Origin of the sequence: Achromobacter sp. B7, from assembly GCF_003600685.1 — a bacterium.
In the GTDB taxonomy this organism is placed as follows: Bacteria; Pseudomonadota; Gammaproteobacteria; order Burkholderiales; family Burkholderiaceae_B; genus Achromobacter; species Achromobacter spanius_B.
Genome location: NZ_CP032084.1, coordinates 3,931,506 through 3,947,216, shown reverse-complemented (window position 1 = coordinate 3,947,216; position 15,711 = coordinate 3,931,506). Strand labels below are relative to the sequence as shown.

The window sequence follows — 15,711 nt, the reverse complement described above, 5'->3', positions numbered from 1 at the left end:
CCACCGTTGGCGCGGCGTCCGACCTACAATCGCCGCCATGAATAAATCGAACTTCCCCTCTGAACTGGACCAGCCGACCCTGTCCGAGCTGGATGGCGTGCGTTATCTGCACTTCAACACCCCGTGGGTCCAGGGTGCGATGCACGTCAAGCGTCCGGCTGAACTGGTGCTGGAATACACCGCGCAGATGATGGCCTGGCTGCTGTTCCTGGAACCGCCCAAGGAAGAGTCCATCGGCATGTTGGGCCTGGGCGCGGGGTCGCTGGCGCGCTTTTGCGTCAAGCACACGCGTAGCCCGCTGCTGGCCGTGGAATGGAACCCGCGCGTAACCGCCGCCTGCCATATGTTCTTCCGCCTGCCGGGCTCGAACCGGCTGCTGGTCGAACACGCGGACGCCGGCCAGTGGGTGGCCGACCCCGCCAATGCCGGGCGTTGCCCGGTGTTGATGGTCGACCTGTACGACGCCTCGGCCGAAGGCCCCGTGCGCGACAGCGTGAAGTTCTACCGCGACTGCCGCCGCGTGCTGGGCGAGGTCGGCGTGGTGGCCGTCAACCTGTTCGGCCGCCACGAAAGCTTCGGCAAGAACATCGACAACCTGTCCAAGGCCTTCGACGACCGCGTGGTGTTGCTGCCCGAGGTGGACGCCGGCAACCAGATCGTGCTGGCCTTCTCCGGCCCGCGCCTGGCAGTGACGCCCGCCGATCTGCTGGCGCGGGCCGAAGTCGTGGAATCCAAATACGGCCTGCCGGCCCGCCGTTGGGCCCGATCGCTGACGCGCCACGCCGTGGACGGGGTTCTGCACTTCTGAAGCAGCCGACGGGCGGAAGGGGTTTTCCAGGGGTTTACCTTTTTCCGCGTCGGGATTTAACATGGGCTTGTTCATAATTATGAATTACGGCGCTGCCCGCGCCGGCCCCCATGAGCCAACCCATCGTCCGTCAAGCCCTTTACCTGGAAGTCGCGGATCGCCTGCGCGGCATGATCCATGCGCGCGCCCTGTCCAACGGCGAATGGATCGACGAACTTCGGCTGGCCGGCGAAATGGGCATATCCCGCACCCCCTTGCGCGAGGCGCTGAAGGTGCTGGCCACCGAAGGGCTGGTGCGGCTGGAGCCGCGCCGCGGCTGCTTTGTCAATGAACTGTCCACGCAAGACCTGGAAGACATCTTCCCGCTGATGGCCATGCTGGAAGGGCGCTGCGCTTTCGAAGCCGCCCGCAAGGCGACCGACGCCGAACTGGCCGCGCTTGAGCCGCTGCACGCCGAGCTGGCCGGCCATGCCCGCGCCGGCCGCATCGACGCCTACTACCAAACCAATTACCTGATCCACGAAGCCGTCCAGGCGCTGGCCGGCAACCAGTGGCTGTCGGACATGGTGGGCAACCTGCGCAAGGTCCTGAGCCTGTCGCGGCACCGCAGTCTGGCGCGCCCCGGGCGTATCCAGCAGTCCTGCGCCGAACACCTGGCCATTTTCGACGCCCTGAAAGCGCATGACAGCGAGGCCGCCCAGGCCCTGGCGCACACCCATCTGATGCGGCAGCTGGAAGCGCTGCGCATTTTGGCCAATGAAGACGCCGCCGATCCGGCGTTATCCGATCCCATCGTTATCGAGGAGCCCGCCCATGTCCGTACCCGCCAATCTCGCGCCCGCGCGGGGCGCACGCACGCCTGAGCCCGAGCCCGAGCTGATCGACCCCGCGGCGGCTGCCGAGGGCGCCAGCCTGATGACGCGCCTGGGCAAGCTGTGGGAACGCGGGCGCCTGCCCAGCGAATCCGAGGTGCGCCGCCTGTTCGAGGCGCGCCTGACCGATGTGGCGGCCAACAAGCTGGCGCGCCGCTGGTGCGAGCAATACAGCACGGCCGACAGCAAGGACCGCCGGCTGATGCTGGCGGCGTTGGCTCAGGTGCGCGCCACGTACGCGGGCGACGGCGGCGAGGGCACGCGCCTGTTCAAGCGCTTTAACGCGCTGCCGCACGGCTTGCGCTTCCTGGTGGATCTGCGCGCCGACATGCTGCGTTGGCGCAAGCAGGTATCGGGTATCCAGGGGCTGGACAAGGAACTGGAAGGGTTGCTGTCCGCCTGGTTCGACGTGGGTTTGCTGGAGTTGCGCCCGCTGACCTGGGATTCGCCCGCGTCGCTGCTGGAAAAACTGATCCTGTACGAAGCCGTGCACGAGATCACCTCGTGGGACGACCTGCGCCGCCGCGTGTCGCCCGACCGCCGCTGCTACGCCTATTTCCATCCGCAGATGCCGGGCGTGCCGCTGATTTTCGTGGAAGTGGCGTTTGCCAGCAGCATGGCCGACAACGTGCAGGTGCTGCTGGACAGCACCTTGCCGCCGCAGGATCTGGACAAGGCGCGCTGGGCCATCTTCTATTCCATTTCGAATACGCAGCCCGGCCTGAAGGGCATCAGCTTCGGCAACTTCCTGCTCAAGCGCGTGGTCGAGCAGCTGCTGGAAGAGCTGCCCAAGCTGAAGAACTTTGCCACGCTGTCGCCCATCCCCGGGTTTTCGGATTGGCTGGGCAAGCTGGACGCCGACGCCGTGGAGGCCATCGTGCGCGAAGACAAGTCGCGCGCCAAGGACCGCAAGCGCGAAGGGGTGCCGGACGGCCAGCGCTGGGTGTCGCGGCTGGCCAAGGCCGCCGCGCAGGGCAAGGCGTCCGACGTGATCAAACGCGCCGGCTTCCGGCTGGCCGCCACGTATTTGCAATCCATGAAGAACGGGCTGCCGCTGGACCCCGTGGCGCGTTTTCACCTGGGCAACGGCGCGCGCATCGAACGCTTGAACTGGGCGGCCGACACCTCGGTCAAGGGCATGAAGCAGTCTTGCGCGCTGATGGTCAACTACCTGTATGACCTGGACGAGCTGGACACCAACCTTGCCCGCTTGGGCGAAGGTAAGCCGCAGGTAAGCCGGGGAGTCGGACGCGTGGCCTGATCGCTTTACAAAGCGGTCCATATCAATAAAAAAAAGGGGCAAGGGGACATGACGCAAGACGTGACCGGCCGCGTGCGGCTGGAACGCGAGGGGCCGTTGGCCTGGGTGACGTTATCGCACCCGGGGCGGTTGAACGCGATAACGGTGGGCATGTGGGGCGAGCTTGGTGACGTGTTCACGCGCCTGGCCGCCGACAGCACCGTGCGCTGCGTGATCGTGCGGGGCGATGGCGGCAACTTTGCCGCGGGCGCCGACATCCGCGAATTTCCCGTGCAGCGTGCCGACGCCGCCGGCGTGCAGCATTACCACCGCCACATCCTGGCGCCCGCCTTGCGGGCCGTGGCCGACTGCCCGCACCCCGTCATCGCCCAGATCGAAGGCGTGTGCGTGGGCGGCGGGCTGGAAATTGCCAGCCAGTGCGACTTGCGCATCGCTGGCGCGTCGGCGCGTTTCGGCGTGCCGATCAACCGCCTGGGCTTTCCCATGGCGCCCGATGAAATGCGTGGCCTGCTGGCCCTGGTCGGGCGCGCGGCCACGCTGGCAATTTTGCTGGAAGGCCGGGTCTTCGGCGCCGACGAGGCGCACGGCCTGGGGCTGCTGACGCGCATCGTGCCCGACGATCAGGTGGCCGATGCCGCCCGCCGCAGCGCCGATCGCATCGCCCAGGGCGCGCCATTGGCCGCCCGCATCAATAAACGCCTGTCGGCGCGGCTTGCCCAAGGGGGCGCCTTGACCGAAGACGAATATCAAGACTATTTCTCCTATGCCGAAAGCCGGGACCACAAGGAAGGCGTACGCGCTTTCCTGGCCGGCGTAGATCCTTCCTTTTCCGGAGACTGACCAAGGTGAGCAACGCCAACCTCTATGCTGTCCTGCAAGGCGGCTTTCCCAAAGACCGCAGCAAAGTCGCGCTGGAAACGCCCGACCTGCAATACACCTGGGATGACATCGACCGCGCCACCGCGTGCCTGGCCAACCTGCTGACGTCGCTGGACCTGCCCGACGGTTCGCGCGTGGCCGTGCAAGTCGAAAAATCGCCGGAAGCGCTGCTGTTGTACCTGGCCACCTTGCGCGCCGGGCTGGTGTACCTGCCGCTGAACACGGCCTACCGCGAAGCCGAGATCGAATACTTCCTGGGCAACGCCGAGCCCGCCGTAGTGGTCTGCGCCAGCAAGAACCTGGACTGGGTGCAACGCGCCGCCGACAAGGCCGGCTGCGCGCACGTCTACACGCTGGACGAAGACCGCACGGGCACGCTGCTGGACGCCGCCGCCGGCCTGCCGCAAACCTTCGCGACCGTGCAGCGCAAGCCCGACGACCTGGCCGCCATTCTGTATACGTCCGGCACCACCGGCCGCAGCAAGGGCGCGATGCTGTCGCATGGCAACCTGGCCGCCAACGCGCAGGTGCTGCACGAATACTGGGGCTGGCGCGAAGACGACGTGCTGCTGCACATGTTGCCCATCTTCCACGTGCATGGCTTGTTCGTGGCCTCGCACGGCGCCTTGCTGGCCGGCGCCAAGATGATCTGGCTGCCCAAGCTGGATGCCGACCAGGCGCTGCATTATCTGCCGCAATGCACGGTGATGATGGGCGTGCCCACGTACTACGTGCGTCTGCTGGCCGACCCGCGCTTTAACCGCGACGTGTGCGCCAACATGCGCCTGTTCATCTCGGGGTCGGCGCCGTTGTTGGCCGAAACGTTCTCGGACTTCAAGGCGCGCAGCGGGCACGCCATCCTGGAACGCTACGGCATGAGCGAAACCGTCATGCTGACGTCCAACCCCTATGACCCCGCCCAGGGCGAGCGCCTGGCCGGCACGGTCGGGCGCGCGTTGCCGGGCGTGCAGGTGCGCGTGGTGGACGACGCGGGCGTGCCACTGGCGCCGGGCGAGATCGGCAACGTGCAGGTGCGTGGCCCGAACGTGTTCTCGGGCTACTGGCGCATGCCGGAAAAAACGCGCGAGGAATTCACCGAAGACGGCTGGTTCAAGACGGGCGACGTCGGCCGCTGGGGCGGCGAATCCGCCGGGCGCGAAGTGCCGGCCGACACGCTGTCCATCGTCGGGCGCAGCAAGGACCTGATCATCTCGGGCGGCTTTAACGTCTACCCCAAGGAAATCGAAACGCTGATCGACGACATGCCTGGCGTGGCGGAATCGGCCGTCATCGGCGTGCCGCACGCGGACTTCGGCGAAGCCGTCGTCGCGGTGGTCGTGCCCAAGGACGGCGCGTCGCTGGACGCGGGCGCGATGCAACAGGAACTGAAGTCACGCATCGCCAACTTCAAGGTGCCCAAGCGCGTGCACATCGTTGACCAATTGCCGCGCAACACGATGGGCAAGGTCCAAAAGAACGTGCTGCGCGAAACCTATAAGACGCTTTGACGCCATGCCAGATGCCGGCCTGCATGGGCCGGCATTTTTTTTCTACACAGGAGACCTTCCGACTCGATCCGACTACGCATTGCAGTCCTGGCAGCATTCATTCAATAAGAATTTCAAGAGACGAGACGCACACAACCGCGCCGTCCCCGTGATGCAGCAAGAGGAGACATTATGAAAGTTCGCAAGTCCGCCGTGGCCCTAGTCGCCGTGGCAGCCCTGGGTTTCGGCGGCACGGCCGCCGCGCAATGGCCAGAGCGCCCCATCACGCTGATCGTTCCGTTCCCCGCAGGCGGCGGCACGGACACCTTCGCCCGCCCGCTGGCCCAACAACTGACCATGCAATTGGGCCAGACGGTGGTGATCGACAACAAGGGCGGCGCGGGCGGCACGGTCGGCGCGGGCGTCGCCGCCAAGGCCCGGCCCGACGGCTACACCTTCTTCATGGGCGGCGCGCACCACGCGTTGGCCCCGTCGCTGTACAAAAGCCTGAACTACAACATCCAGAAGGACTTCGTGCCGGTCGCGCTGGTGGCGCAGCCGCCGCAGGTGGTGGTGATCAACGCCGGCAAGTTGCCGGTCAAGACCTTGCAGGAATTCGTCGACTACGCCAAGAAGCATCCGGGCGAAATCAACTACGGCACCGCCGGCAAGGGCAGCACGCACCACCTGGCCGGCGAGTTGTTCGCCATGCAGACCGGCATCAAGCTGGTGGACGTGCCGTACCAGGGCGCCGGCCCGATGCTGTCCGCGTTGATCGGTGGTCAGGTAGACCTGGCGTTCGATGGGCTGGGTTCGTCGTCCGGACATATACGCGCGGGCGCCATCAAGCCCCTGGCCGTCGCGGCCAACGAACGGTCGGCCTCGCTGCCCAACGTGCCGACCGCCGCCGAAGCCGGCGTGCCGAATTACGTCGTGTCGACCTGGTACGCCATCTGGGCGCCGACCGGCACGCCGAAAGAGGCGGTCGACAAGATGGCGGTGGAAATCACCAAGGCGCTGAACACCCCGAAGCTGAAGGAAACGTGGGCCGGCAACGGCTCGGCGGTGCCCACGCTGACGGGCGCCGACTTTGGCAAGTTCGTCGACAGCGAAGTCGATCGCTGGGCCAAGGTGGTGAAAGATTCCGGCGTGAAGCTGGATTAATGCCTTAGCGCCATTCGCTGGCCTGGCTCAGCTTGGCCAACTGGTCATGCGTCAGCGTCAGGCTGGCGGCCTTGACCAGTTCGTCAAGCTGCGCCAACGACGTGGCGCTGACGATGGGCGAGGTGATGCCCGGCTGCGCAATCTGCCAGGCCAGCGCGGCTTGCGCGGGCGTGCAGCCGGCGTCTTCCGAGACCTCGTCCAGCGCCTTCAGGATGCGCAGGCCGCGTTCGTTCAGATAGGTCTCCACAATCTTCTGGCCGCGCGCGCTTTTGCCGGCGTCGGCCGCGCTGCGATATTTGCCGCTAAGAAAACCGCTGGCCAGCGCGTAGTAATTGATGGTGCCCATCTGCTGCGTTTTCACCAGGGCTTGCAGCCCGGTCTCGAACCCGGCGCGGTTGTACAGGTTGTATTCGGGCTGGATGCTTTCGTAGCGCGGCAGGTCGTGGCGTTCGGCCGCGATCAGCGCTTCGGACAGGCGCACGGCCGTGTAGTTTGACGCGCCGATGGCGCGCACCTTGCCGGACTCGATGTGCTTGGCGTATTCCGCCAGCGTGTCCGTCAACGGCGTATCGGGGTCGTCTTTGTGTGACTGGTACAGGTCCACATAATCCGTTTGCAGCCGCGCCAGCGAGGCATCCAGTGAACGCCGGATGTAGGCGGGCGCCAGGCCGCGCGCGTCGGGGCCCATTTCCATGCCGACCTTGGTGGCAATCATCACGCGGTCGCGCTTGCCGGATCGCTTGAGCCATTTGCCAATCAGCGTTTCGGATTCGCCGCCCTGGTTGCCGGGCACCCAGCGCGAATACACGTCGGCCGTGTCGATGAAATTCAGGCCCGCGTCGACCATGGCGTCAAGCAGGGAATAGGCGCCGGCTTCGTCGACCGTCCAGCCGAAGACGTTGCCGCCGAAAGTCAGGGGGGGAACTTGCAGGCCGGAACGGCCCAGAGCGCGTTTGATCATGATGAGGCCTTGGGATGTGGCCGACGATCCGCCGTCGGCCTTGGCGATATTTAGTATATTGGCGCGGCGCGCCCCGGCGTGGAGCATGCTTGCCGGCATGCACCATTTCAGGGATTCCCCGCAAATTCTTTTGTCTGACGGCAAGTTAGACTATATGGCTTTACGGCTGACCGACCGACGGGAAGCCGCCGGCGTAGTTGTAATAACGAACAAAAACCAAGGGTTCAAGGAGCTTACGTATGCTGATCGGAAAAAAACATTTTCTGACGGTTGGCGCCATGTCGCTGGCGATGGCTATCGCCTCACCAGTGTCGGCGCAGCAAAAGTCGGTGGCGATTACCGCCATCGTCGAGCACCCGGCGCTGGACGCCGTGCGTGATGGGGTGCAAGACGCCCTGAAGCAAGCCGGCTACGAATCCGGCAAGAACCTGAAGTGGCAGTACCAAAGCGCGCAGGGCAATAACGGCACCGCCGCGCAGATCGCCCGCAAGTTCGTGGGTGACCGTCCCGACGCCATCGTCGCGATCGCCACGCCCTCGGCCCAGGCCGTCGTGGCCGCCACCAAGGACGTGCCGGTGGTGTATTCGGCCGTGACCGACCCGGTGGCAGCGCAGCTGGTCAAGAGCATGGACGCCACGGGCACCAACGTGACCGGCGTGTCGGACATGCTGGCGCTGGAAAAGCAGGTTGAACTCATCAAGAAAATCGTCCCCAACGCCAAGCGCGTGGGCATCGTCTACAACCCGGGCGAGGCCAACTCGGTCGTGGTGGTGAAGAAGTTGCAGGAAATCCTGCCCAAGTCGGGCATGAGCCTGGTTGAAGCCGCCGCCCCGCGTTCGGTTGACGTGGCCTCGGCCGCGCGCAGCCTGATCGGCAAGGTCGACGTCATCTACACCAACACCGACAACAACGTCGTGTCGGCGTATGAATCGCTGGTCAAGGTGGGCAACGACGCCAAGATCCCGCTGATCGCCTCGGATACCGACAGCGTCAAGCGCGGCGGTATCGCGGCGCTGGGGATCAACTACCACGACCTGGGCGTGCAGACCGGCAAGGTGGTCGTGCGCATTCTCAAGGGCGAAAAGCCCGGCGCCATTCCGTCGGAAGTCATCTCCAAGCTTGAGCTCTACGTGAACCCGGGCGCCGCCGCCAAGCAGGGCGTGACCCTGTCGGACGCCGTGATCAAGTCGGCCGCGGTGGTCGTGAAGTAAAGCGGCACCCGCCAGACCCCGCCACGCCGCCCGGCGTGCGCGGGGTTTTTGTTAAGCTTTTTTCGGGTCGCACCGCGACCGGGTCCTGCCGTTTTGCTCCCTTTCCTGGCTTTGAACGTCGCCGCTTTCCGGTCTGCCTGGCAAGCGCGCGGATGCTTTGGAACGAAACGCGAGAAAATGACGAACCGGGAAACGTTTGTTGCGAAAGCTCGGGTAAAACTGATGCCTGAACGCAAGAAATCCGACGTTTCAACTCTTTAATATGCACCTTCCTTACCCTGATTGGATTTAACCCATGTCATTGTTCTCGTTGTTAGGCGCGTTGGAGATCGGGCTGATCTTCAGCCTGGTGGCCTTGGGCGTGTTTATCTCCTTTCGCCTGCTGCGCTTCCCCGACCTGACCGTTGACGGCAGCTTTCCGCTGGGCGGCGCCGTCTGTGCCACGCTGATTGCGTCGGGCACCGATCCGTTTTCCGCCACGATCATCGCCACGTTCGCGGGCGCGGTCGCCGGCCTGATCACGGGCATGCTGAACGTGAAGCTCAAGATCATGGACCTGCTGGCCAGCATCCTGATGATGATCGCGCTGTACTCGATCAACCTGCGCATCATGGGCAAGCCGAACGTTCCGCTGATCACCGAACCCACCGTGTTCACGATCTTGCAGCCGGGCTGGATCTCCGACTATGTCGCGCGCCCGCTGATCCTGATTGTGATCGTCATCCTGGCCAAGCTGGCGCTGGACTGGTTCTTTGCCACGCAGACCGGGCTGGCCGTGCGCGCCACCGGGTCCAACGGCCGCATGGCGCGCGCGCAGGGTGTCAACACCGGCCGCATGATCATGGGCGGCATGGCGCTGTCCAACGCGCTGGTGGCGCTGGCCGGCGCGCTGTTCGCGCAGACGCAGGGCGGCTCGGATATCTCGATGGGCATCGGCACCATCGTGATCGGCCTGGCTGCGGTGATCGTCGGCGAAAGCATCCTGCCGTCGCGCAAGCTGGTGCTGGCGACGCTGGCCGTCATCATTGGCGCCATCGTCTACCGCTTTTTCATCGCGTTGGCGCTCAATAGCGATTTCATCGGCCTTAAGGCACAAGACCTGAACCTTGTCACCGCGGTGCTGGTCACGATTGCCCTGGTCATCCCGATGCTCAAGCGCCGTATCGTCGGCAAGAAGGGGCGCTGATATGTTGTCCGCAAAAGATCTGAAAATTACCTTCAACGCGGGAACGCCCATCGAGACGCGCGCGCTGCGTGGCCTGTCGCTGGAGATTCCGTCAGGCCAGTTCGTGACCGTCATCGGTTCGAACGGCGCCGGCAAGTCCACGTTCCTGAACGCGGTGTCGGGCGACCTGCCGATTGATTCGGGCCGCATCGACATCAACGGCGTGGACGTGACGCGCCAGCCCGTGTGGGCGCGCGCCGGCCGTGTGGCCCGCGTGTTCCAGGACCCCATGGCGGGCACCTGCGAAGACCTGACCATCGAAGAAAACATGGCGCTGGCGCAGATGCGCGGCGTGCGCCGTGGCTACAGCCGCGCGGTCAAGGCGTCGATGAAGGACGGCTTTCGTGAGCGTCTGGCCACCTTGGGCCTGGGCCTGGAAAACCGCTTGACCGACCGCATCGGCCTGCTGTCCGGCGGCCAGCGCCAGGCCGTCAGCCTGCTGATGGCGGCCTTGCAGCCGTCGCGCATCCTGCTGCTGGACGAGCACACCGCCGCGCTGGACCCGCGTACCGCCGACTTCGTGCTGCAACTGACGGCGCGCATCGTTGCCGAAAGCCAGCTGACCACGATGATGGTCACGCACAGCATGCGGCAGGCGCTGGACGTGGGCGACCGCACGGTGATGCTGCATCAAGGGCAGGTGGTGCTGGACGTGTCGGGCGATGAACGCCGCGGCATGGATGTGCCGGATCTACTGGCGATGTTCGAGCGCGTGCGCGGCGAAAAGCTGTCGGACGACGCGCTGTTGCTGGGGTGAAGCCCTGAACGAAGCTGCTCTGGACGAAGCGCCCTAGATGAAGCGCCCCGGCCGGAACGCATGGTGGCGCGACGGGTCGGGATTGTCGAACATCAGTTCGCCCAATAGCTTCGCCGTGCCCGGCGCCGTGCTGAAGCCAATGTGCTGATGCCCCAGCGCCAGCCATAGCCCCGGGTGCTTGGGCGCCTGCCCGATCATCGGGCGGCTGTCGGGCAGGGTGGGGCGCCGGCCCAGCCAGGCGGCGGGGTCCACGCGTTCCCCCAGCGGGAAGGCCTCGCGCGCTCGCGCTTCGGCCAGCTCCAATTGCGTCATGCGCGGCGCGGCTTCGCAGGCGTCCAGTTCCACGCCCGTGGTCAGGCGCAGCCCGCGCGCCATGGGCGACAGCACGTAGCCGCCACCGGTGTCGTACACCGGTCGCGTCACACGCGCGCCGTCCTGGCCGCGATAGTGCATGTGATAGCCGCGTTCAAACGCCATGGGTAGATCGATGCCGGTGGTCTTGAGCAACGCCTTGGACCACGGCCCCAACGCCACCACCACCTGATCGGCCGACAGGGTTTCCGAACCTTGGGCTCCTTGCACCGTCCAGCCCTGGCCGTCGCGCCGGATGCCGGTGGCCGTCATCGCCTTGACCGTGCCGCCCGCTTGCCGGAACAGGTCAGCGTACGCGGTGACCACGGCCTGCGGGTCGTCAACGGAATACGAACCCTGGATCCACAGCGCACGGTGAAAGATGGGTGACAGCGCGGGTTCCAACGCGGCCAGTTCAACCGGGTCCAGCGTCTGCGTGGGCACCTGGTATTGCGCAAACGTCTGGCGCGCCAACGCGCTGGCGTTCCAGGCGGCCGGGCTGCGGTACAGGAACACCCAGCCGGTGTCGCGCAAACGATGGCGCGCGCCGGCGGCATCCAGCAGCCTCAGATGTTCGGGGGCGGACACCCGGATCAGTTCGTCCAGCGCGTGCGTGGTTTGCTTGAACACCGACGGCCGCGCGTTCAGCAGGAAGCGCGCTGCCCAGCCCAGGTTCCGCGCCAGATAGGACGCGCGATACCGGAACTGCACGGTGTCGTTCTTCATCAGGCGGGGCAACTGGCCCCACAGGCCGGGGTGGTTGAACGGCATCAGCGAACTGCGCGCCAGCACGCCGGCGTTGCCCATCGACGTTTCCATGCCGGGCGCCTGCCGGTCGACCAGCGTCACGCGCAAGCCGCGTCGCACCAGCTCCAGCGCGCAGCACACGCCCACAATGCCGGCGCCCAGGACGATGACGTGCTTTCCCATGAGTTCTTCTTCGTAGCCCGAATGACGGGCGATTGTAGGGCAGCGGATGCGGGCGCGTGTAGCAAAATCGGGGTCGCGATTCGGGCGCGCGTCGCCCTGTTGCGGGGGACCCGAATCAAGCGCTTGGCGGCGCTTGCCCCAATATCCGCCCGGCCGCCACCACGCCCCACCAGGACGCTTCCTCGAAGACGGAATACCCGGACAAGTCGGCATGGGCGAACAGCACGGGGCCGTCCACCTCGCGCAGCGCGGCCAGCCCGGCGTTGGACAGGCTGCCGCATAGTGGCGAGGCCATCGCATGGCCGCGCACGGTGATGTCCAGCCGGCGCGCATGGCGCCAGAATTCCCGGCCGTAGGCGGCGATCAGGTCGGCGGCCGCTTCGTCGCGCAGGGCTTCGGGGCTGGCCGTGCTGAGCCACTGCCGCGCCGCGTTGGGCGTCTGCGTGCTCAAGGCGTGATAGGCGGTGAAGACGGATCGCGGCGAACGCGCCACGCGCAGCAGCTGGTGCGTGGACACCACATAGCCCAGCGCACGGCCTTGGTAGACGACGTTGTCCCAGGACAGCGGCTCGCCGGGCGCTTCCTGCGGATAGCCTTCCAGCAGAAAATTGGACACCAGCCAGGGCGCGTGCGATGACGCATGCACGGCCGGGTCGTAGCCATAGGCGCGGATGTCGGGCAACAGGCGTTGCGCCACGAACAAGGGCATGGCGCAGACGGTGCGCCGGCTTTGCAAGGTGTAGGCGCGCGGCGTGGAGTCTGGGGTCAAACCCGGGGCCAAACCCGGCGTCAAACCCGGGGCCAAACCCGTGGCCACGCAGGTGGTGAGCGGGCCGGCGGGCGTGTCGGCGATGCGCACCGCCGTACCCGCCATGAGCCAGCGTGTGTGGCCCAGCTTGTCGTCGATGGCCTGGCGCATGCGGTCGGCCAGCACGCCCAGCCCGCCCGGCCACGTCAGCACCGCGCCTTCCCCCGCGTTGGCCGCGTGGCCGTCGCGGCTGGCGAAGTAGTGCAGGCCGGCCCAGGCCGACACCACGTCGTAGCCCGCGCCGTAGTCATCGCGGCAGCAGTAGTTCAGGTACCAGTGCAAGGCGGGCGACGTGTAGCCTTCGCGATCCAGCCACTGCTTGAAGGGGATCTGATCCAGCGCGCGCCAGGCAGGGTCTTGCGAGGACAGCACCAGCGGGATGCTGAACACGCGCCGCCCGTCATTGCCCCGCTGCGTGTGCAGGCGTTCGACCAGCGCCAGGAAGCGATGGTGCTGCGCCACGTCGGCATCGGGCAGGCCCGTCATGGGCAGCAGGCCGTCTTCCCAGCGCCCGTTGCGCAGCAGGCGCTCTTGCGGCGAATGCACCAGGACGGATTCGTCATACACCGGGCGGACATCGCCCGCGCCGTGTTCGATGATGCCGAAGTCGGCCAGCATCTGGCGCACATGGGTGGACGCCATCGAAGGCAGCGGCAGGTAATGCGCGCCCAGCGGATAGTGCAGTTCGTCCTGCCGCCCGGCGGCGGCGTTGCCGGCGAATTCCGGCCCCTGAACCACGACAAAGTCGGTAAACCCTTCGCGCGCCAGCTTCCACGCGCATGACAGGCCGGCCACGCCCGCGCCCAGGATGACGACCTGGTGCCGATGGTGCGCGGTGGCGGCGGGCAGGGCCGCGCCGTCGCGCAGCGCGTGGCCCGCCTGCATGCCGGGGTAAGCCACGTTTGCCGGGGTCTCGACGATGCGCTGGCGGTAGTAGCCCGCGGTGCCGGCCACCGCCGCCGTGGCCGCGCCCAGAAGAAAGCTGCGGCGGCGCATCAGCGGATGACCTTGCGCCAGTCCTCGTCGAAATAGCGCACCAGCGACTGCTCGTTCAAGCGGTTGGGCGGCATCTCCAGCGCGGGCATGTCCGCCGGGAAGTGAAAGAGTTCACGCGTGGTTGCCGGGTCCAGGTAGCGCGTGGGCACGGTGATCTTGTCGGGCGGCGTGTAGTCGCGGCGCTTGCTGGCCAGGATGAAGCCCCAATCGCCAAACGAGGGCACGTAGGTGTGATACGGCCAGGTGTTCAAGCCCGCTTCCTTCAGCGTGGCGTTCACGCTCCAGAACGAACGCGGCGCGAAGTAGGGCGAGGTGGACTGGATCACCATGTAGCCGTTTTCGGCCAGGTGGCGCGCCATCAGGTGATAGACCGGCACGGAATACAGGCGGCCCAGGCCGAAGTTGGACGGGTCGGGAAAGTCCACCACGATGAAGTCGTAGACCTCGGCATGGGTTTCCAGCCAGCGGCCGGCGTCGTCGTTGATGACGGTGACGCGGGGATCTTTCAGTGCGCCCTGGTTCAACGCAACCAGGGGATCGGACCGCGAGAACAGCCCGGTCATGGCCGGGTCCAGGTCCACCAGCGTGATGTGTTCAATGTGCTTGTACTTAAGGATTTCACGCACCGCCAAGCCATCGCCGCCGCCCAGCACCAAGACGTTGCGCGCCCAGGGCAGCGTTTGCAGCCCGGGATGCACCAGCGATTCGTGATAGCGGTGTTCGTCGCGCGACGAGAATTGCAGGTTGTTGTTGATGTACAGGCGCAGGTCGTCATGCCAGCGCGTCACCACCAGGCGCTGGTACGGCGTGGTTTCGGCGTGCACCACGTCATCGCCGTACAAGCCCTTTTCGGCCCAGGCCGTCATCGCGGTGGAATAGATGAAGCCCAGCGCCAGAAAGCCGATCACGACGCAGGCGCGTATGGCTTTTTCGCCGGGGCGGCGCACTTCGGCGCGGAACAGCCACGTGGTCCACAAGGCCACGCTGGCGTTCAGGATGCCGAACAGGAAACTGGTGCGCAGCAGGCCCAGCTTGGGCGCCAGCAGCAGCGGAAAGATCAGCGACACCGCCAGCGCGCCCAGATAGTCGAACGTCAACACGCGGCTGACGATCTCGCGGAATTCGGTCTTGCGCTGATTGAACACGCGCATCACCAGCGGGATCTCCATGCCCACCATCAAGCCGATGACAAAGACGCCCACATACAGCGCCGCGCGAAAGGGCGCGGACAGCCAGGCGAACACCAAGAACAGCACGGCGGCCGAGACGCCGCCCAGCAACGCCACCAGCAGTTCGACGTCGATGAACCGATTCAAAACGTCTTCGTCTCTTACATATTTTGACAACCACGAACCGATGCCCATGGCGAACAAATAGCAGCCGATAACGGAGGAGAACTGAAGGATCGAATCGCCCAGTAAATAGCTGGCCAGCGCGCTGCTGATGAGCTCATAGCCCAAGCCGCAGGAAGCAACGATCAATACCGATAGGATGAGAACGCGGTCGCGCATTGGGGTGTCCGGGGCGAAAAATGCGTTCGCAGTATATCGAACGCCGCGTATATACTGCGCGCAATTAGGAGGGTGGCAATGGGAGAAGCGATGCATCCGGCGGTGACCTATCTGATCTATATCGTCTCGGCGCTGGTCATGCTGGGCGTTTTCACGGCGGTCTATACCGCCGTGACCCGCTACAAGGAATTCGACCTGATCCGCGAAGGCAATATCGCCGCCGTGCTGTCCTATGGCGGTGCGTTGGTGGGCTTCAGCCTGACCTTGTGTTCCAGCATCGCGGTGCATGCCAGCTTCGTGATGTTCCTGGTGTGGGGCGTGGCCGCCATGCTGGTGCAGATCGTCGTTTATGTCGTGGTCAACAAGGCCATTGCCGGCATGAACGAGGCCATCGAACAAAACAATATCGCCATGGGCGGCCTGATCGGTTCGATCTCGCTGGCCGCCGGCATCGTGAACGCGGGCTGCCTGACCTGAGGGCAAACGCGCG

At 65.6% G+C, this 15,711-nt stretch carries 14 protein-coding genes; 10 read left to right on the top strand and 4 right to left on the bottom strand.

The features are described from left to right. Positions 1-37: 37 nt before the first annotated feature. The 6 genes from DVB37_RS17780 (at position 38) to DVB37_RS17755 (ending at position 6,471) form a co-directional block, all read left to right on the top strand. A complete protein-coding gene (locus DVB37_RS17780) occupies positions 38-808 on the top strand; it encodes a spermidine synthase (protein WP_046805440.1) in 771 nt (256 codons plus the stop codon). Between the two features lie 110 nt (positions 809-918). Continuing rightward, positions 919-1,671: a GntR family transcriptional regulator gene (locus DVB37_RS17775; RefSeq protein WP_120156343.1), complete on the top strand. Its 753-nt coding sequence runs from the start codon at positions 919-921 to the stop codon at positions 1,669-1,671. Then, entirely contained in the window at positions 1,622-2,941 is a 1,320-nt protein-coding gene (locus tag DVB37_RS17770; protein WP_046805438.1) for a malonyl-CoA decarboxylase domain-containing protein, read from the top strand. The genes DVB37_RS17775 and DVB37_RS17770 overlap by 50 nt, the downstream gene beginning before the upstream one ends. A 48-nt stretch (positions 2,942-2,989) precedes the next feature. After that, positions 2,990-3,781: an enoyl-CoA hydratase/isomerase family protein gene (locus DVB37_RS17765; protein ID WP_120156342.1), complete on the top strand. Its 792-nt coding sequence runs from the start codon at positions 2,990-2,992 to the stop codon at positions 3,779-3,781. A gap of 5 nt (positions 3,782-3,786) precedes the next feature. Beyond that, complete coding sequence (locus tag DVB37_RS17760) at positions 3,787-5,328, top strand: malonyl-CoA synthase (protein ID WP_120156341.1); 1,542 nt, start codon at positions 3,787-3,789, stop codon at positions 5,326-5,328. A gap of 171 nt (positions 5,329-5,499) precedes the next feature. Beyond that, complete coding sequence (locus DVB37_RS17755; RefSeq protein ID WP_104144301.1) at positions 5,500-6,471, top strand: tripartite tricarboxylate transporter substrate binding protein; 972 nt, start codon at positions 5,500-5,502, stop codon at positions 6,469-6,471. Positions 6,472-6,475: 4 nt separating this feature from the next. Here the strand turns inward: DVB37_RS17755 and DVB37_RS17750 are convergent, their stop codons facing one another. Then, positions 6,476-7,432: an aldo/keto reductase gene (locus DVB37_RS17750; RefSeq protein WP_120157547.1), complete on the bottom strand. Its 957-nt coding sequence runs from the start codon at positions 7,430-7,432 to the stop codon at positions 6,476-6,478. 239 nt (positions 7,433-7,671) lie between these two features. On the opposite strand from DVB37_RS17750, the gene DVB37_RS17745 reads away from it, so the two are divergent. The 3 genes from DVB37_RS17745 (at position 7,672) to DVB37_RS17735 (ending at position 10,625) form a co-directional block, all read left to right on the top strand. After that, on the top strand, positions 7,672-8,643 hold the full coding sequence (locus DVB37_RS17745; RefSeq protein WP_120156340.1) for an ABC transporter substrate-binding protein: 972 nt from the start codon (positions 7,672-7,674) through the stop codon (positions 8,641-8,643). Positions 8,644-8,938: 295 nt separating this feature from the next. After that, complete coding sequence (locus tag DVB37_RS17740; RefSeq protein WP_046805433.1) at positions 8,939-9,829, top strand: ABC transporter permease; 891 nt, start codon at positions 8,939-8,941, stop codon at positions 9,827-9,829. A 1-nt stretch (position 9,830) separates the two neighbouring features. After that, the gene (locus DVB37_RS17735; protein ID WP_046805432.1) at positions 9,831-10,625 is read left to right on the top strand and encodes an ABC transporter ATP-binding protein; all 795 of its coding nucleotides are present in this window, start codon (positions 9,831-9,833) and stop codon (positions 10,623-10,625) included. A 33-nt stretch (positions 10,626-10,658) separates the two neighbouring features. Here DVB37_RS17735 and DVB37_RS17730 read toward each other — a convergent pair whose 3' ends face one another. The 3 genes from DVB37_RS17730 to DVB37_RS17720 form a co-directional block, all read right to left on the bottom strand. After that, the gene (locus tag DVB37_RS17730) at positions 10,659-11,906 is read right to left on the bottom strand and encodes an FAD-binding oxidoreductase (RefSeq protein WP_120156339.1); all 1,248 of its coding nucleotides are present in this window, start codon (positions 11,904-11,906) and stop codon (positions 10,659-10,661) included. 115 nt (positions 11,907-12,021) lie between these two features. After that, the gene (locus tag DVB37_RS17725) at positions 12,022-13,710 is read right to left on the bottom strand and encodes an NAD(P)/FAD-dependent oxidoreductase (protein ID WP_120156338.1); all 1,689 of its coding nucleotides are present in this window, start codon (positions 13,708-13,710) and stop codon (positions 12,022-12,024) included. After that, positions 13,710-15,221 (bottom strand): polyamine aminopropyltransferase, encoded by a 1,512-nt coding sequence (locus DVB37_RS17720; protein ID WP_104144303.1) that lies wholly within the window; start codon positions 15,219-15,221, stop codon positions 13,710-13,712. Before DVB37_RS17720 ends, DVB37_RS17725 begins: the two co-directional genes overlap by 1 nt. A 90-nt stretch (positions 15,222-15,311) precedes the next feature. Here DVB37_RS17720 and DVB37_RS17715 point away from each other — a divergent pair, with 90 nt between their 5' ends. Continuing rightward, positions 15,312-15,698, top strand: a complete 387-nt coding sequence (locus tag DVB37_RS17715; protein WP_046805460.1) for a DUF350 domain-containing protein — start codon at positions 15,312-15,314, stop codon at positions 15,696-15,698. Positions 15,699-15,711: the final 13 nt, after the last annotated feature.

Excerpts from the sequence above, each read along its gene's own strand:
- DVB37_RS17725 (WP_120156338.1), bottom strand. The coding sequence starts at position 13,710 with ATGCGCCGCCGCAGCTTTCTTCTGGGCGCGGCCACGGCGGCGGTGGCC.
- DVB37_RS17715 (WP_046805460.1), top strand. The coding sequence starts at position 15,312 with ATGCATCCGGCGGTGACCTATCTGATCTATATCGTCTCGGCGCTGGTC.
- DVB37_RS17745 (WP_120156340.1), top strand. The coding sequence starts at position 7,672 with ATGCTGATCGGAAAAAAACATTTTCTGACGGTTGGCGCCATGTCGCTG.
- DVB37_RS17770 (WP_046805438.1), top strand. The coding sequence starts at position 1,622 with ATGTCCGTACCCGCCAATCTCGCGCCCGCGCGGGGCGCACGCACGCCT.
- DVB37_RS17740 (WP_046805433.1), top strand. The coding sequence starts at position 8,939 with ATGTCATTGTTCTCGTTGTTAGGCGCGTTGGAGATCGGGCTGATCTTC.
- DVB37_RS17780 (WP_046805440.1), top strand. The coding sequence starts at position 38 with ATGAATAAATCGAACTTCCCCTCTGAACTGGACCAGCCGACCCTGTCC.
- DVB37_RS17750 (WP_120157547.1), bottom strand. The coding sequence starts at position 7,432 with ATGATCAAACGCGCTCTGGGCCGTTCCGGCCTGCAAGTTCCCCCCCTG.
- DVB37_RS17720 (WP_104144303.1), bottom strand. The coding sequence starts at position 15,221 with ATGCGCGACCGCGTTCTCATCCTATCGGTATTGATCGTTGCTTCCTGC.
- DVB37_RS17775 (WP_120156343.1), top strand. The coding sequence starts at position 919 with ATGAGCCAACCCATCGTCCGTCAAGCCCTTTACCTGGAAGTCGCGGAT.
- DVB37_RS17730 (WP_120156339.1), bottom strand. The coding sequence starts at position 11,906 with ATGGGAAAGCACGTCATCGTCCTGGGCGCCGGCATTGTGGGCGTGTGC.
- DVB37_RS17735 (WP_046805432.1), top strand. The coding sequence starts at position 9,831 with ATGTTGTCCGCAAAAGATCTGAAAATTACCTTCAACGCGGGAACGCCC.
- DVB37_RS17755 (WP_104144301.1), top strand. The coding sequence starts at position 5,500 with ATGAAAGTTCGCAAGTCCGCCGTGGCCCTAGTCGCCGTGGCAGCCCTG.
- DVB37_RS17765 (WP_120156342.1), top strand. The coding sequence starts at position 2,990 with ATGACGCAAGACGTGACCGGCCGCGTGCGGCTGGAACGCGAGGGGCCG.